Origin of the sequence: Halomonas cupida, assembly GCF_900142755.1 — a bacterium.
In the GTDB taxonomy this organism is placed as follows: domain Bacteria; phylum Pseudomonadota; class Gammaproteobacteria; order Pseudomonadales; family Halomonadaceae; genus Halomonas; species Halomonas cupida.
Genome location: NZ_FRCA01000003.1, coordinates 352,320 through 375,211, shown reverse-complemented (window position 1 = coordinate 375,211; position 22,892 = coordinate 352,320). Strand labels below are relative to the sequence as shown.

Sequence of the window (22,892 nt, the reverse complement as noted above, 5' to 3'; positions counted from 1 at the left end):
CCCGATATCCGACTCGTTGGCAGTCGGGGACAATCACTCACTCTGGAGATCGACTCGATGCGCCACTTCCTCGTGCTGCGCCATTTTTTCGCCATCAACCGCTTGATCGTCATGCTGCTGGTCGCCATGCTCGGAGCCGGCCTTGCTCTGGATAGCGCAGAAGCGCGCCGTGCTGGTGGCGGCAAGAGCGTCGGCACCTTCTCGCGTCAGGCAGACCAACCTTCCGCCACTCAATCGTCGGCCGCTCGCCCCAACCAGGCAACTCCCGCCACGGCACCACGCAAGGGCGGTTTCATGGGCGGCATGCTCGGTGGTCTGCTGGCCGGCGGCCTGCTCGGCGCACTGTTCTTCGGCGGCGCCTTCGATGAGCTTCGCTTGATGGACATCCTGCTGATCGCAGGCCTGGCCTTCCTGCTCTTCAAGCTGTTTGCGCGACGCCGCACAGCCAATGCAGGAGCAACCAGTGCGCCTCATGCGGACTCTCCTCAGGCACCAACCAGCTGGTCTCGTGAGCAGCATGACACCAGCGCCTTCAGCACGCCAGGTGGCAGCGCTTCGACGGGCCCCGTCGCTGACCCAGAATGGTTCGACCGTGAGCGCTTCCTTGGTGGTGCAAAGGAACACTTCATGACCCTGCAACGTGCCTGGGACAACAATGACCTATCCGGTATTCAGGAGTACGTCACCCCCGAACTCTATAACCTTCTGCGCGAAGAGCGAGCCAACCAGCCGGCCAATAACCGCACCGAGGTCGTGCGTCTGTTCGCCGAACTGGGCGGAGTGCGCGAGTACGACAATCAGGCCGAGGCTCGTGTGCTGTTCCACGGAGTACTGGAAGAGAACGGAGAGAAGACCGAGTTCAACGAAACCTGGCACTTGATCCGCAATCTGCGTGACGGCGCCCCCTGGTATGTGCAGGGCATTGAACAGAACGACTGACAGATCACCAAAGGCTCCGGCAACCAGGCGCCACAGCCAGCAACTGCCGGAAGAAGTGGTGAAGAAGACGTACTGACAGAGGCCGGGCAGATGCCCGGCCTCTGGTATTCATGATGACTCGGTGGCTCCTTCCTCATCCGCCGACTGCTGAACGTCTTCATCGGCATCGTCGACCGCCTCGTCGACGGCCTGCTGTGCATCATCCGCCATACGCGTGACCGTATCACCGGCCTGCTGTGTGCCGGAGTCAACCACTTGAGTCGCGTCATCAAGCGCTTCGGAGGCCATACCACCGGCATTGGAAAGAACCTCAGCCGCTCGGTCGGAGGCTTCGTCGAGCGCCGCAGCAGCCTGGTCGACCATGCCCTGAGCCTGCTCCTTGACCGCTTCACGAGCCTCATCCACCTTTGCGCCTGTCTGTTCTGCGGAATCATCCTCACAAGCGGCCAGTCCAAGGCCCAGCATGGCGATAGCACCGGCCAGCGCCAGGCGACGAAACTTCCCATAAATCATGGTTCTTCTCCAGAAAGGCAGCTGAATAGCTGCATCGCACAGTATAGGCGTGTGTCGGCAACAATCTTCAAAGGTATCCTGCTGACTTGATGATTTCAGACAAGAATTCCCGAACTGAACGCAACGCGGCCGGGCATTTGCCCGGCCGCGAAGGATTGCCAACCGGCGTTGCCGGCAAGGCGTGCCTTAGTTGGTAGTTTCTTCTTCTGCACTATCCTGCATGTCATTACCGGCATCTTCCATGGCCTGACCGGCATCGTCCATGGTTTCATCAGCCATCTGGTCGGCTTCAGAAGCAGCGTCGTCCATGGCCTGGCCAGCATCGTCAGCCATCTGCTCCGCGTCGTTCATGGCCTCATCGGCAGCCGCACCCATATCATCAGCTGCCTCGTCGGTAGCGGCAGCCGCGTCATCCGTAGTCTCTTCGGCAGCAGCGGCCGTGTCGTCCATGGCCTCATCCGCAGCAGCACCAGCTTCTTCCATGGACTGCTCGGCCTCGTTGGCAGATTCTTCCATGGATTCCATGGACTGCTCAGCTTCATCCGCCGGCGCCTCTTCCTTATCACAGGCAGCCAGGCCGCCAGCCATGAAGGCCATCAGCATGGCCATACCTACAGTACGTTTCATGTTACCGTTCATGACTATCTCCTCCTGAGACATTAGTCGAATGGATAGCCTAACCCTAGCTGGCGCCAGCTGCCGTGACCATCCCTAAGTGTGACTTTGCGTAACGCGACAAGGAAACCGAAGTTTACTTGGCCCTCGCAGGTATCAAGTTTTCGAATCGGCACAAGGACCTGCGGCCAAACGAACCACTTGATAGCAGTTGCAGCATAGTCCGAAGAGACCCGTTTTGGCAGCCCCCGGATGACATATTGGCAAGCTTCGAGGCCTGAGCAGCCAGCAGTCGCAGTACGGTCGGATACCCACCGGCAGACGCCTGAAATGAGAGTAAGGCCGGGCTGTATATAAGCACCTGCCAGCGGCGCAGTCCTGCTCGCCGCAACCGCTATACCTTAGTCGCAGTGACATTGACCTGGCATTTCAGCTCGACTAGCTTGCAAGAATGTTGACGTTAACATTTTAAATGACAACGTCATCATATCGGCAGATAACCACCACTTTTCGGAACTTCAAACAAAGCAAGAACAACAACCGAGGAGCCAAGCATGCCAGTCACACCTCTCAAGCACAGCGCAATGCTGTCCAGCCTTGTCCTGGCCTGTTCCCTGACGGCAGCGAGTGCCAGTGCTGCAGATGAGCCGCTGAAGATCGGTATGTCCTTCCAGGAGCTCAACAACCAGTATTTCGTCACCATGCAGGAAGCACTGGAGGAAGCCGCGTCAAGCATCGGTGCCGAGCTGATCATCACCGATGCTCGTCACGATGTGGCCAAGCAGGTCAATGATGTCGAGGATCTGATTCAGCGTGATATCGATATCCTGCTGCTCAACCCCACGGACTCGGTGGGTGTAGAGACAGCAGTGCTTTCTGCTCAGGAAGCCGGGGTGACCACCATCGCCATCGATGCCCAGGCCAATGGCCCCATCGATGGCTTTGTCGGCTCGAAGAACTACGATGCCGGCTACAAGGCCTGTGAATATCTTGCCGATGCCCTCGGCGGAGAGGGGCAGGTGGCATTGCTCGATGGCATCCCCGTGGTCCCCATTCTGCAACGGATCGAGGGTTGTGAGGCGGCACTGGGTGAGCATGAAGGTATCGAGATCGTCGGCAAGCAGAATGGTCGTCAGGAACGTACCCATGCAATGACCGTCACCGAGAACCTGATCCAGGCCAACCCCGAACTGGATGGCGTGTTCAGCGTCAATGACATCGGTTCGTTGGGTGCCTTGATTGCCATCGACTCCAGTGGTCGAGACATCAAGCTGGTGAGTGTCGATGGGCATCCCGAGGCGATTTCCGCCATCCAGCAGCCGGACTCCGCCTTCATCGCCACCTCAGCACAATATCCCCGTGACATGGTGCGTCTGGGGCTGGGATTGGGCCTTGCCAAGCACTGGGGTGCTTCCACCGCTCCGGCCGAAATCCCCATTGATATCGAGCTGATCGACCGCGAGAAGGCCGCCGACTTCAGCTGGTAAGACGCACGGGCAATCACCCCGCTTTCATTCAAGCTCAACAGATACGCCGCCACAGGTGAAGCGCTGATTGCATCGGCGAGCAGGACGAAGCACAAGGAGCACGGCGCGCATCCACCGCAGCATATAGCGCAATATGTGAGGATGGATAGCACCATGCGACGCCGTGATTCGTCTGCGCAGGCATTCAGTCAGTGTTTCCCGGGCGGCGTGCGAGGGTAATCTGATGTCCCCTCTTCTCTCATTACGCCATATCTCCAAGGCATTTCCCGGCGTCAAGGCGCTGAGCGATGTGTCGCTGGACCTGCACGAAGGCGAGGTGATGGCGCTGCTCGGCGAGAACGGTGCCGGCAAGTCGACGCTGATGAAGATTCTGTGCGGCATCTACCAGCCGGATGACGGCAAGGTTCTCATCGATGGCAAGACACGCCACTTCGATGGTTATCAGGATGCACTCAAGGCCGGTGTCGGTATCATCTTTCAGGAATTCAGCCTGATTCCCTGGCTGGATGCCGTGGACAACATCTTCCTCGGCCGCGAATTGAAGAATCGCCTCGGTCTGCGCGACCGCCGACGCATGATTCGTGAGACCGAAACCCTGTTGCAACGCCTCAAGGTCTCGATTTCACTCGACTGTCCCATTGCCGAGTTGAGCGTAGCCGAGCAGCAGTTCATCGAGATTGCCAAGGCGTTGTCACTGGATGCCCGCATTCTGGTGCTTGATGAGCCCACCGCCACTCTGACACCCAGCGAAGCCGATCACCTGTTCGATATCATGCGCGAGCTGCGCAGCCAGGGGGTGGGCATGGTGTTCATCTCTCACCACATGGAAGAAATCTTCACCATCTGCGACCGGGTCACGGTCATGCGTGACGGTGAGAAGATTGACGAACTGGCTGTCGCCGATACCAACGCCGACGACCTGATCGAAAAGATGGTCGGCCGCAGGGTCGAGAACATCTTTCCGATACGCCGCTGTGATGCCGATTACAACGACGTGGTTCTGGATGTGGCGGCCCTGAGCCTGACACCGAACGGCCCTGAACATTCACTCAAGCTGCACCGAGGAGAAATTCTTGGTCTTGCCGGGCTGGTGGGCTCGGGACGCTCGGAGTTTGCCATGGGCCTGATCGGTGCCACTCGTCCGGCCGCGGCCCGGGTTACCCTGGAAGGTCACAGCGTCAACTTCAGCCATCCGGCCATCGCCCTGGAACACGGCATCGGTCTGCTGCCGGAAAGCCGCAAGAGCCAGGGGCTGATCCTGCCCTTCTCATGCCGCGACAACATCAGCCTCAATAACCTCGACCAGTACCGCAACGGCGCCCGCCTGCTGCGCCGAAACGCAGAAGTCAGCAACGCCGAACGCCTGATGCAATCCGTCAGGGTCAAGGCCCCGAGTGCCGAGACGCCAGTCGGCAATCTCAGCGGTGGTAACCAACAGAAGGTCGTCATCGCCCGCTGGCTGGGTCACCGATGCAAGGTACTGATCTTCGACGAACCGACTCGAGGCATCGACGTCGGCGCCAAGTCGGAAATCTACGCCCTGATGAAGGAACTCACCGCCCAGGGCGTCTCGATCATCATGATTTCCTCGGAGCTGCCCGAGGTTCTGGGCCTGTGTGACCGCGCCGCGGTGTTCTACCAGGGCGCCATCGCCGCTGTGCTGCAGGGCAATGAACTCGATTCCCAATCCATCATGCATCACGCCACTGGAGGACTCAGCGCATGAGCCAAACCGCCTCCACCAGCCCTCGTCATGATCATTCTCGATCCTGGCTGGCCCGCTTTCGCCGCACTCCGGTGTTCTACCCATTGATCGGATTCATTGTGGTTTTTGTTGCCATGGCATTGATCAATGACAACTTCCTGACCTCGAGTAACCTGTTCAATCTGGCCCGCCAGGCCTCGATCATCGCCATTCTCGCTGCTGGCATGAGCCTGGCGATTCTGACCGGGGGTATCGACCTCTCCGTGGGGCCGGTGATGGCCCTGTCAGGCACGGTCATGGCTGGACTGATGGTGGCAGGCATGCCACCCAGCGTAGCAATCATCGCGGGACTGCTGGTTGGCGCCGCCTTCGGTGCCATCAACGGCGCCTTCGTGGCCTTCGCCGGAATGCCGCCGATCATCGTTACCCTGGCCACCATGGGCATTGCCCGGGGTCTGGCACTGATCTATACCGGGGGCTATCCCATCTCCGGCCTGCCTGCCGAGTTCGCCTTCTTCGGCCGCGGGAGCCTGGCGGGCATCGAGATGCCGATCATCATCATGATCGCCGTCTTCGCCATCGGCTATGTGCTGCTCAGCCACACGGCCACCGGTCGCTACCTGTATGCCATTGGCGGTAACGAGGAAGCCACTCGCCTGTCGGGTATCCGGGTGTCGCGCTACAAGATGCTGGTCTATGTGCTCAGCGGTACCACTGCCGCCATTGCCGGTCTGATTCTGACCTCACGCCTGATGAGTGGCCAACCCAATGCCGGAGTCGGTTTCGAGCTCGATGCCATTGCCGCCGTGGTGCTGGGTGGTGCTGCCATCACCGGTGGTCGCGGCATGATCCTCGGCACTCTGGTCGGCGCCCTGCTGCTCGGTGTTCTCAACAACGGTCTCAATCTGATGGGGGTCTCGCCGTACCTGCAGAACGTGATCAAGGGCTGCATCATCCTGCTGGCCATCTATATCAGCCGCAAGCGTGCACCCTGAGCACCGATACACCTCACCCGCACCGAGATGAAACAGAGATAAGGAAGGCTCCGATGTCGACCCACAATGACAAGTCCATCATCAATGACAAGATGAATGCCGTGGTCTGCCACGCGCCCTATGACTATCGCCTGGAGAACCGTGACACCCCTCGGCCCGGCCCCAATGAACTGCTGCTGAAGATCGTCGCCTGCGGCATCTGCGCCAGTGACTGCAAGTGCCGCTCAGGCGCCGCGATGTTCTGGGAAGGCGACGACCCCTGGGTCAAGGCGCCGGTGGCCGCTGGCCACGAGTTCTTCGGTGAAGTCGTCGAACTGGGCGAGGGCGCGGCGGAACACTTCGGCGTCTCGCTGGGCGATCGCGCCATCGCCGAGCAGATCGTGCCCTGCAACAAGTGCCGCTACTGCACTTCCGGTCACTACTGGATGTGTGAAGTGCACAATATCCATGGCTTCCAGCGCGTGGTAGCGGAAGGCGGCATGGCCGAGTACCTCAAGATCGGCTCGACCGGGCGGGTACACCGCATTCCCGAGGAGGTCAGCGAGGACGACGCAGCCTTTATCGAGCCGATGTCCTGTGCGGTGCATGCCGTCAACCGCGGCGATATCCAGCTCGACGATGTGGTGGTGATCGCCGGTGCCGGCGCCATTGGCCTGGGCATGGTACAGATCGCTCACCTCAAGACGCCACGCAAGCTGATCGTCATCGATATGGTCGACGAACGTCTGGAACTGGCCAGGCAGTTCGGCGCCGATATGGTGCTCAACCCGGCCCGCGATGATGTCGAGGCAGAAGTCCGTGCGGTAACCGACGGCTATGGCTGTGATGTCTATATCGAAGCCACGGGGGTCCCGGCGGGGGTAGTCCAGGGCCTCAACCTGATCCGCAAGTTGGGGCGCTTCGTCGAATTCAGCGTGTTCGGCAAGGAAACCAGTGTCGACTGGTCGATCATCGGCGACCGCAAGGAACTGGATGTCCGCGGCGCACATCTGGCGCCCTATACCTACCCTGTGACCATCGACCTGTTCGCCCGTGGTCTGATCACCTCAAAAGGCATCGTCACTCACCGCCTGGCGCTGGAAGACTTCCATCAGGGCTTTGAACTGGCCGACTCCACGGACTCGATCAAGGTGTTGTTGAGGCCATGAGGTGACGAGCCAGAAGCCGCGAGCTCCGAGCTGAACAGGACCGGATTTCAATAGCGGTGCCGGTAACAGAGTCGAGAGCTCAGACTCAATGCCGCCGCCGAACTGCTCGCGGCTCATAGCTCGCGACTCGTAGCTCGTAGCTCGTAGCTCGTAGCTCGTAGCTCGTAGCACTCCGCCCCAAAGGAGCCCCCTATGCCCCCCCATGTGATTGGCATCGACATCGGTACCCAGAGCACCAAGGCACTGGTGCTCGACGGTCAGGGTCGCATCATCGCCAGCCATCAACAGGGCTATCGTGTCGATACCCCGCAGCCCCGGTGGGCCGAGCAGTGGCCCGATGTCTGGTGGCAGGCCGTGGTGGCCTGCATCAAGGGTTGCCTGGCGTCGAAGGATGTCGAGCCGGCATCCATTCAGGCGCTGTGCATCAGTAGCCTGTACGGAGGCTCGGGCATCCCGGTGGACGAGTCCATGGAGCCATTGCATCCCTGTCTGATCTGGATGGATCGTCGTGCGGAGCCTCAAGTTAACTGGGTCAGGCAGCATGTCGATCTGGCCCGGCTGGAAGCGGTTACCGGCAACGGTGTCGACAGCTACTACGGTTTCACCAAGATGATGTGGCTGAAGCAGGAACGCCCGGATATCTGGGCACGCACGCGCTATCTGGTACCGCCCAACAACTACATGGCCTGGCGATTGACCGGAGAGTTGGCCGTGGATCACAGCTCGGCTGGCAATATCGGTGGGGTTTACGACCTGATCAGTCGTTGCTGGTCCGAGGAGATGACCACGGCACTCGGCCTCGATATCGACAAGCTGCCACCACGCCTCGTCGACTCGGGTGATGCCGTCGGCTCACTTGATGCCGTCATGGCCGAGAGGCTGGGTCTACCCGAAGGGATTGCCGTCGTCGCCGGCGGTGTCGATGCCGCCATGGCCACCCTCGCCGGTGGCGCCACTGCGCCGGGCCATCATGTGGCCATGATCGGCACCAGCATGTGCTGGGGCATGATCAACCAGCGACCAACGCCCGGCAGTGGCCTGATCAGCTTTCCCCATGTACTCAACGGCCAGCGCGATATCTATACCTTCGGCGGCGCCCTGACCGCGGGCGCCTCAGTCGTCTGGTATCTGGACACCTTCTTCGCCGATCGCAATGACCATGGCGCGATCTACGCCGAACTTGAAGCGCTTGCTGCCGCCCTGCCACCGGGTGCCAACCGGCTGCTGTTTCTGCCCTACCTGATGGGTGAACGCAGCCCGGTGTGGGATGCCCGCGCCAGCGCCGCCTTCATCGGCCTCGATTTCACCCATCGCCGCGAGCATATGTATCGCGCCGTGCTCGAAGGCGTGGCCTTTGCCCTGCGTCACAACATGCAGGCCGGAGCATCGATGCAGGTCGAGCTGGACCCCCGCCTGATTGTCGTCGGTGGTGTCACCCAGTCCGACCTGTGGATGCAGATCATCGCCGATATCACCGGCCACCCTGTCTACACCTATCGCGAGAATGTCGAAGCCGCACTGGGTGCCGGTCTGCTGGCAGCACGTCATCAGGGGCTGTTGTCCCTCGACGATGGTGAACTGCATGGAACCCTGATCGAACGCGCCATCCCCAACCCGGATGTCCAAGCCACCTATGATGCGCTGTTCCAGTGCTACTGCGACCTGTATCCGGCATTGCAACCGCTGATGCACCGTCTGGACGCCATTGAACTCCCTGGAGAAGTCGCCTGAAATGTCTTCCGATAACCGACTCATCGACCTGCGAGACAGACGCATTCTGGTAACCGGCGCCAGCAGCGGTATTGGTGAGGATATCGCCCGCCTGCTGCGTGAATCAGGCGCCGAGCCACTGCTGGTTGGCCGCAATGCCGAACGCCTGGAGGCGCTGGCCTCGGAACTGGACTGCCGGAGCCTGGTGATGGATATCACCGATGAGCATCAGGTTCAGCAGACACTTGGCGGGCTGCCGGCCCTTGATGGATTGGTCAATTGTGCGGGAATCTCGATTCTCGATTCTGCCCTGACATTCAAGGCCGGGGATCTCGAACAGATTCTGCACACCAATGTGGTGGCCAGCGCTGTGGTAGCACGTGAGGTGGCTTGCAACATGATCAAGCACCAGCGCCAGGGCGCTATCGTCAATGTGTCCAGCCAGGCCGCCAGTGCCGCGCTGCAGGATCATCTCGGCTACTGCGCCAGCAAGGCGGCCATGGATGCCATGACCCGCGTACTGTGTCTGGAGCTGGGCCCCCACGGCATTCGCGTCAACAGCGTCAATCCCACCGTCACACTGACCCCCATGGCCGAGATGGCCTGGTCGGCACCGGAGAAACGCGACCCGATGCTGGCCGCCATTCCCCTGGGACGTTTCGCCATGCCGCGGGAAGTCGCGATCCCGGTGGCATTTCTGCTCAGCGATGCCGCCTCGATGATCTCCGGCGCCTGCCTGCCGATCGATGGCGGCTACACCGCCGTGTGATAGTCTGCCCCGAATCACCCGCCATCAGCTCAGGATGCCCATGAAACGCAAAGGCACGGTCACCATCAACGATATCGCCCGCCATGTCGGGCTGACCAATATCACGGTGTCACGTGCCTTCAAGCATCCGGACAAGGTCAAGTCGGCAACCCGCGAGCGAATTCTGGCAGCGGCTCGGGAGCTGGGCTATGTGCCCAATGCCTTCGCCAGCCAGCTACGCAGCAGTCAGAGTCGTTTGATCGGCGTGGTCATTGCCAGTATCGACAACCCCTTCTACAGCGAAGCGATCAAGGCCATCTCCCGCGATGCCAAGGCCCGTGGTTACGACATTCTGCTGATGGATACCGATGGCGACAGCAACGTCGAAGCGGCCGCCATCCAGACGCTGCTCAGTTACCAGGTGGCGGGTATCATCCTCTCGCCGGTCTCCGATGCGCTGGACTACCTGCCGGTATATATCGACACCCTGCGCGATGCCCAACTGCCGCTGGTGATGCTCGACCGCACCCTGCCTGTCGAGGACTTTCCCCAAGTAGTGCTCGACAACTGCAAGGCTGGCTGGCTACTCGGCAACGCCATGCTCAAGCGCAACCTCGATCAAGCGCTGGTGCTCACCGGGCCAGCCAGTTCGTACATTACCCGGCAGCGCCTCAAGGGAATCGAGGACGCCTACGGGCAGGCCAATGCCAGCATCAAGCTCGACCGGCGCGAGGGTCTCTACAACTTCGAGCCCGCCTACGATGCCGTAGTCCGCTACCTGAGCGAATCCGGCCAGCCCAGCGCCATTGTCGGCCTCAACCAGTTGATGACTCTAGGGGCGCTGAGTGCACTACACGATGGCGGTATTTCCTACCACGACGCCACGGTGCTTGGCGTCGACCAACTGCCCTATTGCGGTATCTTCGATATCCGCATTCCCACCACCCGCTTCGATGCCTCATATGCCGGCCACCAGGCCATCCACCTACTGCTGGCACGTATCGCCAACCCCACCGCGGAGCCGCAGCGCGTGGTGATCGATGCCAGCATGGATGAGTAATCACCGCTCTTCACGAGCCTGCCGCCACTACCGTTCGCGCAGCGCTTCCCGGGCCTTGTTGAATGGCTTGAGCAGATAATCGAGGATCGTGCGTGAGCCGGTGGCTATGTCCACCGTAGTGATCATGCCGGGAAATATCGGATGCTGTTTACCATCATCGGTTTCCAGCCACGACTGATCCGTGCGGATATACACCTTGTAATACCAGGTGTCCCGACGCACTTCATCCTGAGTAGTGTCCGGTGAAATCACCGTAACCTCACCATCGAGACCACCATAGATGGAGTAGTCGTATGCGGTGATCTTGACCTCGGCATGCTGCCCGGGATGAATAAAGGCAACATCACGGGGCGAGATGCGGGCCTCGACCAGCAACTGGTCTTCAAGGGGGACAATGCTCATCAATTTGCCGTTGGGCGGAATCACTCCTCCTGCAGTGGTGACTTCAATATCCTTGACGATACCGCGTACCGGCGAGATGAACTCCAATCGCTGCAGTGAGTCCTGGCGGCCCCTTACCACCGAGCGCAATGACTCGATATCCCCCATGACCTTGGCCAGTTCCTCGCGTGCCTTGACGTAATACTGGTTGCGCGCCTCCTCGATGCGATTGCTCAGCTCACTGGCCTGACGGCGCAGACGCAGCACTTCGACTTCCGTGGCAGCACCGCGAGCGACATAGGGCTGGGTCATGTTGATTTCCTGTTGCACCAGGCGTCGCTCTTCCTCCAGGCCAGACACCGTTTCCGTCAGACTGGAGCGTCGAGACCGATAGAGGCTCATCTCCTGTTCGATCAAGCCTGGGTGGTCATTCAGTTCCTCGGGGAACTGGGGCTCCGTATCACTGACCTCGGCGGTCAGTCGCGCGGAGCTGGCCAACAGTGCCAGCAGATGCGAACGGCTTTCGCCCACAGCCGACTCGGCACGAACAGGATCCAGTTTTGCCAGTACCTGGCCCTTCTCGACAATATCCCCGGGTTTAACCAGCAGTTCCTTGAGGATACCGCCTTCCAGAGACTGCACCACCTGCTCATTGGAGGACGGCACAATCTTGCCGCTACCGGTGGTCACCTCATCAATCTGGAAATACCAGGCCCAGCCACCAAAGGCTACCAAAGCCGCTACCACTAACCACACCACAATGCGACTGTGAGGCAAACGCGGTTCGCTCAGCACCTTGTCTGATGGAGCACGGGCCATTACTGATTCACCGTCCATTGGCGGGCCTCCTGTGCCGTATTATCGCCACGTGAGAACTTGCTGATCACCTCGTCACGTTGACCATCGCTGATGATCCTCCCGCCGTTGACGACGATGATCCGATCGACCAGTTCGAGAATCACCGGGCGGTGGGTGGCGACAACCAGAGTGCGTTGCCCCACCCAGTTCTTGAGCTGGTTGACGACCTGGCGTTCGGTGACATCATCCATTGCTGCCGTGGGCTCATCGAGCAGCACGATATTGGGATCGCACAACAGCATGCGAGCCAACAACAGTGACTGACGCTGACCACCGGAGAGGCCACGGCCACCTTCGAGAATCATGTACTCGAGTCCGCCCTGCTGCTGCTGTACCAGAGTCAGGGCGCCACTGAGCGTCAGTGCCTGGTGGATTTCCTCATCACTGGCATCCGGCCTGCCAAGCGTCAGGTTGTCGCGCAGGGTGCCGAAGAACAGCCGAGAACCTTGATGCAGAAAGCCCAGATCACGGCGCAGATCAGCAGTATCCAGATTATCGATGCTCACTTCGTCAATCAGCACCTGACCGACGCGCGGCAGCTGCATACCGGCCAGCAACTGCAGCAACGTCGACTTTCCGGCACCGTTGCGACCCAGGATGGCAACGCGCTCACCGGCCTGGATATTCAGACGTCCTACTTCGATATCCGGCACCTTGCGCTCATCGTCGTACCAGAACTGCACGTTGTTGAGCTGGTAGGTACCACGGATCATCGCCTTGTGTACCGCTCGTCCATGCTCCGGCTGGTCGACCGGCTTCTGCATCAGGTCATCCAGGCCGCGTCGTGCGGCCCTCGCCTGCTGCCAGCGTGACAGAACGCCGGAAACCTGAGCCAGCGGTGAGATGGTCCGCGAGGCCAGAATACTGGTCCCGACCAGAGCTCCGGTAGTCAGGTCACCCTGGATCACCAGGTAGGCCCCGATCAGCAGCACACAGGCATAGACAATCGACTGTACCTGCTGAGTCCATGTCATCAGCAGGCCCACATAGAAGCGCTGACGTTTGCTGATATCAGCGGACACCTGGTTGGCATGATTCCATTGGTTCTGGAAGCGCTGCTCTGCACGCAGAAGCTTGATGTCTTCGATGTTCTCCACCGACTCAATCAATGTCGCGTTGCGTACGGCGGATTCACGCAGTCCCTCGTTGGCCAATCGCGCCAGCGGACGCTGCAGGACCAATCCAGGGATCAACAGCAACGGAATGGCCGCCAGTATCACGTAGACCAGCGGCCCGCCGATGAGCCACACCACCGTGACGAACAGAAAGAAGAACGGCAGGTCAGCCACGGTTCCAATGGTGGTGGACGTCACCAGGTCTCGAATCTGCTCCAGCTCGCGAATCTGGGAGATGAAGGAAGCCGTTGAACGGGACCGGTCACCATTGCGGATACGCAGCGCATGACCGAATACTCGGTCGGAAATGCGCAGATCCGCACGTTTGCCAATGACATCCGAGGTATGGGTGCGTACCAGGCGCATACTGAACTCAAAAAGGAAGGCAATGAGCACGCCACCGAACAACACCCAAAGGGTAGGGTAGGACTGCGCCGGCACCACACGATCATAGACCTGCATCGAGAACGTCATCCCGGCCAGTGCCAACACATTGGCCACCAGCGATGCCGCAATGATGTCACCGAAGCGATGCCAGTCGCGGAACACCGTCGCCCACAACCAGTTTTGCCGCCACGGTTTGATGTACTCGTCAACTCGTGCGTCCGGTACCGAAGTCAGTGGCTTCATGAGGATGGCACGCACCGCACTCTCACTCAGTTGCCTGGCCGGAACACTGGCCACCAGTCCGCCATTGTCGCTGAAGCGGACCCGCAGCCCCCCTTCCCGGTCCTCACCTTCAACCACGCCAATCTGTCCGTCATCCAATTGGACCACAAATGGCATCTGCCAGCTCTTCAATAGCCGAGAGGAGTAGCGGACCTCACGCGCATCCAGTCCCAGGTGACGGGCTATATCCTTCAACTGCTGATCGAGCGTAGCCCCCTTGTTCCAGCTGGTTGCAACACGCACACTCTCTTCCGAGAAATCAAGACGATAATGTCGAGCAACGGCCATGAATGCCGACAATAGATCGTCACGTTGTGGTATTTCCATCGTTACCTACCTGCGACGTCTGTCGTTGTAGAGTCATGCTGCGATTGTTTCTCGCCAGCACACCATGCATGCAATCTGATTCAAGGAGTCACCCAGACACCCTGGAACAATGAATCAAGACGTGGATAGATGCGTCCCTCTGGATGGAGCTTATTTATCCATGACACTCTACCGCCATACACCTTGCTGATCCTTGCCTATTCAAACAATCACTACACCACACTTTCCAGATATCATATTGTTGATATACCGCCATGTTTGACATCATATCTGCGTGACACGCCAGGCATTACCAGCACACACAATCCCGAGAAACACCCACGCATACCTGTGGAAAATCTTCCTGCCTGGCTCCGAAAAACCTTCATAAAAATTCATTCAAAAACCATATACACAACCAATCAACATGGTCATGAAAACGGCCCGATATAAAACCAGCCAATAAAACTCGGAAAAGCAGCATTCATCTGCCAGTTGACTGCCGGAAGGGGGCACAGCACCATGCACCAGAATGAGCCGTCGTGAAAGTGGTCTCTCTGATGATATGACCGAAGGGAAAAGTACGAGAGACGCCCTCCAGTACCAGCGAGAGCACCTGAACCTCCGGCGTGTGCCTACCAGAGGCTCTAGTGTGGCGTCCCACAAGTTGGCATGATTTCAGCACGCCATACCGGGTTGATGGCCAGATGCCGCTTGCAGGGAATGGCCGACACCCTTTCCAAAAGCGGCAACACCGCCAACGGCACCTGATGGTTCTGACACACGATAAACTTGTGGGACACCACACTATTAACATGGCAATCAAATAGCTCATCCTGATCAATTTGATTGTCGTCCGCACCACACTGGCACAGATGCGCGGATCTGCTGGTGTGGTGCGGTCTCGCGTCGGCCTGATGGCCGACGGCGGCACGTCCCTGTGCCGCCATTAACCCAACATGAAAGCATGCCGGGTTAATAACATGGCAATCAAATAGCTCATCCTGATCGATATGATTGTCGTCAGCACCACACTGGCGCGGATGCGTGGATCTACTGGTGTGGTACGGTCTCGCGTCGGCGTGATGGCCGACGGCGGCACGTCCCTGTGCCGCCATTAACCCAACATGAAAGCATGCCGGGTTACCAGGTTTCAGACAATTTCGTCTCCGGGCGATCAAGACCCAGAGTGGGCAATAGTTGATGCACTGACGTACGGTAGACGACGGCCGATTGCCATTGGTCATACAGTGCGCTCTGCTGCGCGACACGTGCCTGATAGACCTCCTGCTCATTACTCAGTAGGTCATTGACACTGCGCTGTCCGAGCAGGTATTCATCGCGATAGACTTCACGTGAACGTCTCGCGCTCTGCAACTGTTGCTCGGCAGCGACAAGCCGGCCTGAGGCGCCACTCATACTCGACTCGGCCTGAGCGGCCTTGAGCAGGATATCCTGCTTGACCTTGTTGATATCCGCCTGTGATGCGGCCACATTGCCTTCTGCCTGACGCACGCGGGCACCCACAGATCCCCCCTGATATAGGGGCGCGTCAACGGTGACCTGGATCGAGTTGTCCCAGTAGCTGTCATCGTCCGAGTCATAGTGGGTGCGCCCACCCTCGAGGCTGAAAGATGGCATGTACCCCTTGCGCTCCCCTTCGATTGCCAGTCGCGCTACTTCTGCCGATGCCTCGGCCTGCAGCACCTGGGGTATCTGCTCGTAGTTGATGGCATCGAGGTTGGCTTCAACCTCCGTCAGTACAGCAGGTACATCACCGACTCCATTGATCCGAGTGCCCGTCAGTACTCCCAACTCGGCCCGCGCCGACGCCAGTTGAGCGTCATACTGTGCCTGCTGGGAACGCAAGGCGGCGATACGTGACTCTGTCTGCAGCAGATCCGAGTGGGTTCCGAGTCCTCCCTCTGCACGCATCGCGGCGATGTTGCGCACTTCTGTCAGTGAGGCAATGCCATCATTCACCACACGCCTGAGTGCCTCGAAACGTTTAATCTCGACATAGACCCGTGCCGTTCTCCCACCAACATCATTCAGCGCGCTCTGCAGCTCGTAGCGTTTTCCTTCCTGCATGGCGGTGTATTGGTCGACATTATTACTGGTCCGTCCGAAATCATAGAGAAGCTGACGTAACGCCAGACCGTAGTTATCCGATTGGGCGAAGTCATCACCATCACTGGCACTGCCGCCCATCCCCCCCTGAAGTGATACCTGAGGACGCCAGGCACTCTTCGCCTCATCGATCTGCGCATCAGAGATACTGATTTCTGCAGCAGTTCTGGCAATGGATGGATCATTTTCGAAAGCAAGCATGATGGCATTCTGAAGCGACAATTCTTGCCCACTATTTGTACCTTCCCGTAACGGCGAATCGGTATATTCAACCGCCTCAACAGACAGGGAAAAGGCCATCACCACAAAAAAGGATAAGTAACGCTTCATTATTTACCACCAGAAATAAAACTGATCATCAGCAATCAAGATAGTGTGAGAAAAACAACCCCTCGTAGGTTAAATCATCTCACACCAGAATCAGCCACCGACCAGGAAGATTCCCACAGGCAACAAAGAACACTCCCATCCTCATGTAGGAAAATTCCGATAGAAAATGAAGACAAAAGATGCAAGCAACAGCTTGTTTACTTCCCATGCATCTCTGAAAACCGATTATGGACTCTCAATAACTTTCAAGGCATAAAAAAAGAGGCCCCGGAATGGAGCCTCCTGAAAGGTGTCATCAAGTCAAACATCGAGCACAGACAGGAGCTCTGCAACCCTCGCTCTACAGTGTCTCGGAATTCGGCAGGGCATGTTCTCGGAGATGTTCCTGAAGATCCGACAACTCCAGCAACAGTACAGCCATCTGTTGTCCTACCTGATCATCATCCTGCTGCTCCTGGAGGCAGTGCTCAACCGTCTCACAGGCCACTACCACTGGATCGGCACGAATGATTCTGGCCCCCCCCTTGAGCTTGTGCACCAGCTCAGCCTGTCGGGAGCGATCTCCCTGGGCGATGGCGTCCTGCAACACCTCGATATCTTCGGCATTGGTGAAGTACAACTTCTCCAGCAACTGCATCACGGTTTTGGGATTGACGCCCAGGCTCTTGCATACCGAACAGATATCGACATTTCTGATCTGGCTGACACGACAGACGACTTGCTGCATGGACTGTACGCTCTCGATCAGATCACGCAACTCCTGCATGCTGACGGGCTTGTACAGACAACCGTCCATACCGCTGGTCAAGCAGCGATCCCTTTCATCCACCATGGCATTGGCAGTCAAGGCATATATCCTGGACCTGGGACCACCCTTGAGTAACTCTCGCTGACGAATCGTCTCTGCCAGTTCATAGCCCGTCATTTCCGGCATATTGCAATCCGTTATCACCAGTTCAAAGCAGTCAGCTTCCCAGAGCCTCAGCGCCTCGGCACCACTGGCAGCGACTGTCACTCGCTGGTTCAACTGTTGCAGTTGCTGTTCCAGCAACATGCGGTTGGCCGCATGGTCATCTACTACCAGCATATTCAGCGATGCCAGCGGTACCGGCTCGGACACATCAATATGGGCGGGAATCTGCAATGGCCAATCCATCGCCTTGAGCGTCAGGTCGACCACTACCCGTGTACCGACATGCTCCTCACTCTCCAGCGTGAGTTGGCCGCCCATGCGATCCACCAGCCCCTTGCAGATCACCAGTCCCAGTCCTGTGCCATTGATCCCCGAGGACAACTGCGTATAGGGCTGGAAGATGCGCCCCATATCCCGCTCGGGAATACCGCAGCCACTGTCTTCCACGACGATGCTCAGTTCGGTCATATCACTGGCCACTTTCGTCATGCTCAGACCGACTCGAACCCCTCCCGAGGATGTGAACTTGATGGCATTACTGACCAGGTTGGAAATGACCTGCTTGAGACGATTGGGGTCAACGAAGACGTCGTGACGCTTGCTCGCTGTAACCTCGAGCTCCAGCGTGATGCCCTTGTCGGTGGCCAGTGGTTGAAAGATATCGACAACCGATTCGCACAACGCAACAGGATCCATCCTTGCAGGCTTGAGATCCAGTCCCCCCGCCTCGATCTTGGAGAAGTCCAGCACATGCCCGATCAATTCCAGTAGATCCCGCGATGCCTGATGTGAAATCTTCAGTGCCTCATGATCCACCAGACCCTTCTGACCCCGTTCCCGCGCCAGCTCCAGCATCCCGATGATGGCATTCAGCAGGGTACGGATTTCGTGACTCATGGTGGCAAGAAAACGGCTCTTGTACTGGCTGGCCGACTCCGCGACTCGTGTTGCCTCCTTGAGATCATCCATCAAGCGGTAACGCTCACTGACATCGATCCAGCCACCAATGACGCCACGCACATCGCCAGTGTGACCGCATAACGGAATAATCCAGTGATAGACCGTTATTGTCTTGCCCTCCAGTGAGAGCACTCGATCACCAATCATCGGCTGACGTGTTTCGATCACGGTATCGTAGTCCCTCAACAAGGACTCCTTGACGGCCGTATCGAGCCCTTCCACGTCATCCAGTTGGCGATGCATCACCTTGCTTTCGACCTGACCTAGCGCTTCCAGATAGCTGGTATTGCAACGCAAAAGCCCCCCGTGAAGATCCCTGACATAAATCGGGTGGGGGGTGCCTTCGATCTGGGCGGTCATGAATTCAATCTGGTCGGAAAGCGCCTCTTCAACCCGTTTACGTTTGGAAATCTCCTTACGCAGAAAGAAGTTCCAGGCGAAGAACAGTGCCATCACCAGCAGCGATACCAGCGCCACACTAACAATGATGGAGCGATAGGCCTGCCATCCCGGCACTCTGATCACCGGGTTGGTTCGCCAGCGATTCTCCATGCTCGACAATTCATCGGGCCGTATGCTGGTCAGTGCGAAATTCAGGACATCCACCAGAGTGGTATCACCATGCATGGTGGCAAATGAGAGCTTGGCAAACTTGCCGGGAAGAATGCCATCAATGTGCAGATTGGAGTCCTGCTGGCGAAGAAGGAAGTAGTGTGCGCTTCGATATGGCTGGATGGACAGGTCAGCATCACCATCATTCACTTCCTGATAGGTCGACCAGATGTCATCCTGTTCGGTGAAGGTGACCTCCGGATACTCCAGCGTCAAGGATGGGATCAGCGAATGGCCACGGGGAAGCGCCACGACAAGGTCACCAAGGTTATCTCTATAGTGCTGGATCTCATCATCTCGGGATACGACTGCATAGGGTGATATCAAATACGGGCGGCTGAACAGATACTGTTCTCGACGACTGGGAGTGGCAGCGAAATCTGCCAGCATATCGACATCACCGGATTGCAAAGCGCCAACCGCAGCCCTGATTTCCGAGAACGGGACTACCTCGAATTCAATCCCGATAAGCGCTGAGAGACGCGACAACACATCCGAGGTAATGCCGACATAGCGGTTGTCTGCATCATAATAGGAGTATGGTGCCAGCTCATCATTGACCCCGACCCGCACCACTGGGTTGTCCTCAACCCACCGGCGCCATTCACGGGGCAGTTCAAGGCGCCCACGAGATACCACGCCTCCACCTCCCCAACGATCCACGATCGCATTGAGGACCTCCGGCGCGATGGAGTCGATCGACTTGTTCAGAATCGATAGCAGTACCGGGTTGCTCGCAGAGACGGCGAACCCCACATCGACGGATTCGTCAATCAGATCGACGATACGTGCGTCATTGGGAAAGTACTGGTTGAGGACATACTGCGCCGATACCGAGTCCGTCACTACACTATCGACATCACCAAAGATCAGACTCGAGATGGCATCCAGCGTCGAGCCGAAACGGCGTAGCTCCGTGTTCGACACCACAGCCTGGACATTTTCACTATCCAGCCATGGGGCATTGAGTTCATCGTATCCCGTCACCCTGGCCGGAGTCTGCTCCTCCTCGACCGAGGATATCGACTTGACCAACGCCAGACCAGAGCTCAAGTAAGGATGCGTATAGTCCACCCCTTCGGTGGAGCCGGTATTGACCGGCACCGTTGCCACCACATCAATCTTTCCCTGTCGCAACGCGGCAAAGGCCTGGCCTCGGTCAGCATACTGGGAAACATGAACTTCAAGCCCAGAAAAACCGGCAATGATGCCGAGCACATCTGCTGAAATACCTTCCAGCACGGTACGATCGGAAACCACTTCAAAGGGCGTATATGAAGACAGGAAAACACCGACATGGAGCGTTCCCAACTGCCGGATCCGCATCTGCTCCTGTTCGGTGTATAGGTCGAGTCGCTGTGACTGATGAGTTCTTGCCAGCAAATCCAGGCGGGTCACCGGCGGTTCGTCCGCCAGTGTCTGTCCAGCAGAGCCCACCAGCAGAATCAATGCCAGGCCGACTAGAAGAGCTCGCCTGGCAAGGAGAAGGAGTGTCATATGATTGCGTTGCGTTTTGCCAGTTCAATCAACTCGGCAACATTACTCACACCAAGCTTCTGATAGACCCGGGTCTTGTAGGTACTGACCGTCTTGTTACTGATCAGTAGTTGATCGGAGATTTCCTTGTTCGAGCGCCCCTGAGCAATCTGGCTGAATACCACCAGTTCGCGTTCGGAAAGTGAGCGAATCAGTTCTCCATCGTCGCCTCTGCCCTCACCGTCCGACGATACCTTGGCATCCTTGGGAAAATACTGATAACCATCGAGAATGGACCGGATACCATTGAGTACCGCGGTCATGTTCTGTTCCTTGTTGACGAAGCCTGAGGCACCGGCCTGCCAGCAGCGACGGCTGTAGACCTGCGTCGCCATCGAGGTAAACACGAGAATATCCGGTGGCTCAGGCAAGGAGCGAACACGAGAAATGACCGTCATGCCGTCAAGACGCGGAATACTGATATCCAGCACCACAACAGCGGGCTTCACCTGCTTGACCAACTGAATGGCATCGACCCCGTTATCGGCCTCTCCTGCCACTTCCAGTCCATTGGTCGAAAGCAGCGAACTCAGTGCCATGCGTATCACGGGATGATCATCGACAATGACGACACTGCTCTTGGCGAATGACACCATCAATCTCCTTCAAGCCTTAGCGGCAGTCTCATCCAGCAGACCAGTTTTCTCCAGTTGACAGCTCAAGCCATAACGAGCCAACCAGGTCACGTAGATGCAGTTATATCAGATAAGAATGGCTGACTGACAAGCTGTCACAGCCATCAAAGTACCGCATTGGCGCTGGATTGAAGATATCGAGGCAACTTTAGCCAATCCAGCACAGTGCGCCGGGCTATTGCGGGACCAGTGGTAATTGAGGCGCAGTATTACAATACTTTCGACCCAGACCTATCAGAGCCGCCCTCAATTAGTGTAGGAATTTTCCTTCTTTTGTGCACAGGTCGTTGCTGGAGATGCTTCTGTCTCAGGTTCTCCTTTCCTGGGCAGTGCTTGATACGACGTTCCATAGCCATGACTCCTTACAGAACTCCGCATCCGGCCATGTGGGAAATTTCGGTGGATAGTAGGGTAGGATGAAATCCTGCTGAATGATGCGACACGGGACTTATTATCAACAGGGCAATCAAATAGCTCATCCTGATCGATTTGATTTTCGCCCACACGACACTGGCGAAGATGCACGGATCTGCTGCTGTGGTGCGGTCTCGCGTCGGCCTGATGGCCGACGGCGGCACGTCCCTGTGCCGCCATTAATCCAACATGGAAGCATGCCGGGTTAATATCGCTATTGACTGCTGACTACAGCAGGCGTCTCAATGCATCGGTAACGAAATCGAGAAAGGCTCTGATTCGTGCCACCCGGCGCAGATCCTGGTGCACCAATAGCCACAGGTCCACGGACAGCTCATCAAGGCTCTTGCCCAATCGCGTCAGTCCGGGATCCGCCTCCCCCAGATAACACGGCAATATCGCTGCCCCCAGGCCTTGATGTACCGCATCACGACGTCCCAGCAGGCTGTCGCAACGGTAGCGGACCTGATCAGCATGATGCTTCATCCAGGCGGCCAGTTGAGCATCATCCGGTCGTAGCCCTTGATCGACCCATGCCCAATCGGTTGCTGGAGCGGTATCGGCGGCCATGGAGCCTTGTGCAGCGACATAGATTGCCTGGCAGAGCGTCGCAACACGACGTCCGATCAACGTATCCGGTGGTGTATTCGAGGGCCGAATGGCAACATCGGCATCTCGTGCAGCCAGGTCATGAAGCTGGTTGGATACGACTATCTCGAGCACCACATCCGGATATTGGCGCTGAAAGTCTGCAAACACAGCCGACAACAGGCCATGAAGCAAGGTATCGGTGGTAGTTACCCGAATCACACCGCTCAGGCGCTGATCCCGCCCGACCACTCGACGAGTCGCAGCATCAACTTCCTGCGCAATACGCGCCGCTGTACGGGCCAGGTCTTCACCTGCGGGGGTGGGACAATACCCCGTGCGCAACCGTTCGAACAGCACTACCTCAAGGCGCTGTTCAATCTTCGCCAGGCGCCGGAATACGGTGGCATGACTGACACTCAATCGTCGCGCAGCAGCAGAGAGGGAGCCGGCCTGAGCAATCGCCAGTACCGTCTGCAGATCATCCCAATGCAACGACTGTTCATCCATGCAAACTCCATTTGC

At 57.9% G+C, this 22,892-nt stretch carries 17 protein-coding genes; 8 read left to right on the top strand and 9 right to left on the bottom strand.

The features are described 5' to 3' along the window. Positions 1-57 precede the first annotated feature (57 nt). Complete coding sequence (locus tag BUE38_RS08050; RefSeq protein ID WP_073434508.1) at positions 58-939, top strand: Tim44 domain-containing protein; 882 nt, start codon at positions 58-60, stop codon at positions 937-939. 108 nt (positions 940-1,047) lie between these two features. Here BUE38_RS08050 and BUE38_RS08045 read toward each other — a convergent pair whose 3' ends face one another. Together BUE38_RS08045 and BUE38_RS08040 are read right to left on the bottom strand one after the other, a co-directional pair. Beyond that, positions 1,048-1,452 carry a hypothetical protein gene (locus BUE38_RS08045; protein WP_073434507.1) on the bottom strand — a complete coding sequence of 135 codons (405 nt, stop codon included), beginning with the start codon at positions 1,450-1,452 and terminating at the stop codon, positions 1,048-1,050. Between the two features lie 186 nt (positions 1,453-1,638). Then, the gene (locus BUE38_RS08040) at positions 1,639-2,091 is read right to left on the bottom strand and encodes a hypothetical protein (RefSeq protein WP_073434506.1); all 453 of its coding nucleotides are present in this window, start codon (positions 2,089-2,091) and stop codon (positions 1,639-1,641) included. Positions 2,092-2,621: 530 nt separating this feature from the next. Between BUE38_RS08040 and BUE38_RS08035 the strand changes: the two genes are divergently transcribed. The 7 genes from BUE38_RS08035 (at position 2,622) to BUE38_RS08005 (ending at position 10,920) form a co-directional block, all read left to right on the top strand. Next, entirely contained in the window at positions 2,622-3,554 is a 933-nt protein-coding gene (locus tag BUE38_RS08035) for an ABC transporter substrate-binding protein (protein ID WP_073434505.1), read from the top strand. Positions 3,555-3,777: 223 nt separating this feature from the next. Beyond that, complete coding sequence (locus tag BUE38_RS08030; protein WP_073434504.1) at positions 3,778-5,280, top strand: sugar ABC transporter ATP-binding protein; 1,503 nt, start codon at positions 3,778-3,780, stop codon at positions 5,278-5,280. Then, positions 5,277-6,254, top strand: coding sequence for an ABC transporter permease (locus BUE38_RS08025; RefSeq protein ID WP_073434503.1), 978 nt, complete (start codon positions 5,277-5,279; stop codon positions 6,252-6,254). Before BUE38_RS08030 ends, BUE38_RS08025 begins: the two co-directional genes overlap by 4 nt. A gap of 53 nt (positions 6,255-6,307) precedes the next feature. Next, positions 6,308-7,402: a zinc-binding dehydrogenase gene (locus BUE38_RS08020; RefSeq protein WP_073434502.1), complete on the top strand. Its 1,095-nt coding sequence runs from the start codon at positions 6,308-6,310 to the stop codon at positions 7,400-7,402. A 192-nt stretch (positions 7,403-7,594) separates the two neighbouring features. Next, positions 7,595-9,133: an FGGY-family carbohydrate kinase gene (locus tag BUE38_RS08015; protein ID WP_073434501.1), complete on the top strand. Its 1,539-nt coding sequence runs from the start codon at positions 7,595-7,597 to the stop codon at positions 9,131-9,133. Position 9,134: 1 nt separating this feature from the next. Further along, complete coding sequence (locus tag BUE38_RS08010) at positions 9,135-9,881, top strand: SDR family oxidoreductase (RefSeq protein WP_073434500.1); 747 nt, start codon at positions 9,135-9,137, stop codon at positions 9,879-9,881. A gap of 40 nt (positions 9,882-9,921) precedes the next feature. Then, positions 9,922-10,920 (top strand): LacI family DNA-binding transcriptional regulator, encoded by a 999-nt coding sequence (locus BUE38_RS08005; protein WP_073434499.1) that lies wholly within the window; start codon positions 9,922-9,924, stop codon positions 10,918-10,920. Positions 10,921-10,947: 27 nt separating this feature from the next. Here the strand turns inward: BUE38_RS08005 and BUE38_RS08000 are convergent, their stop codons facing one another. The 7 genes from BUE38_RS08000 to BUE38_RS07970 form a co-directional block, all read right to left on the bottom strand. Beyond that, on the bottom strand, positions 10,948-12,138 hold the full coding sequence (locus BUE38_RS08000) for an HlyD family type I secretion periplasmic adaptor subunit (RefSeq protein WP_073434498.1): 1,191 nt from the start codon (positions 12,136-12,138) through the stop codon (positions 10,948-10,950). Beyond that, positions 12,120-14,270, bottom strand: coding sequence for a type I secretion system permease/ATPase (locus BUE38_RS07995; protein WP_073434497.1), 2,151 nt, complete (start codon positions 14,268-14,270; stop codon positions 12,120-12,122). Before BUE38_RS07995 ends, BUE38_RS08000 begins: the two co-directional genes overlap by 19 nt. 626 nt (positions 14,271-14,896) lie before the next feature. Continuing rightward, positions 14,897-15,367: a hypothetical protein gene (locus tag BUE38_RS22470; protein ID WP_143166238.1), complete on the bottom strand. Its 471-nt coding sequence runs from the start codon at positions 15,365-15,367 to the stop codon at positions 14,897-14,899. A gap of 25 nt (positions 15,368-15,392) precedes the next feature. Beyond that, the gene (locus tag BUE38_RS07985; protein WP_255320737.1) at positions 15,393-16,679 is read right to left on the bottom strand and encodes a TolC family outer membrane protein; all 1,287 of its coding nucleotides are present in this window, start codon (positions 16,677-16,679) and stop codon (positions 15,393-15,395) included. A 370-nt stretch (positions 16,680-17,049) separates the two neighbouring features. Beyond that, on the bottom strand, positions 17,050-20,691 hold the full coding sequence (locus BUE38_RS07980; RefSeq protein WP_073434494.1) for a transporter substrate-binding domain-containing protein: 3,642 nt from the start codon (positions 20,689-20,691) through the stop codon (positions 17,050-17,052). Further along, positions 20,688-21,326 (bottom strand): response regulator transcription factor, encoded by a 639-nt coding sequence (locus BUE38_RS07975; RefSeq protein ID WP_073434493.1) that lies wholly within the window; start codon positions 21,324-21,326, stop codon positions 20,688-20,690. Before BUE38_RS07975 ends, BUE38_RS07980 begins: the two co-directional genes overlap by 4 nt. Positions 21,327-22,007: 681 nt before the next feature. Continuing rightward, positions 22,008-22,877: a LysR family transcriptional regulator gene (locus BUE38_RS07970; protein ID WP_073434492.1), complete on the bottom strand. Its 870-nt coding sequence runs from the start codon at positions 22,875-22,877 to the stop codon at positions 22,008-22,010. Positions 22,878-22,892: the final 15 nt, after the last annotated feature.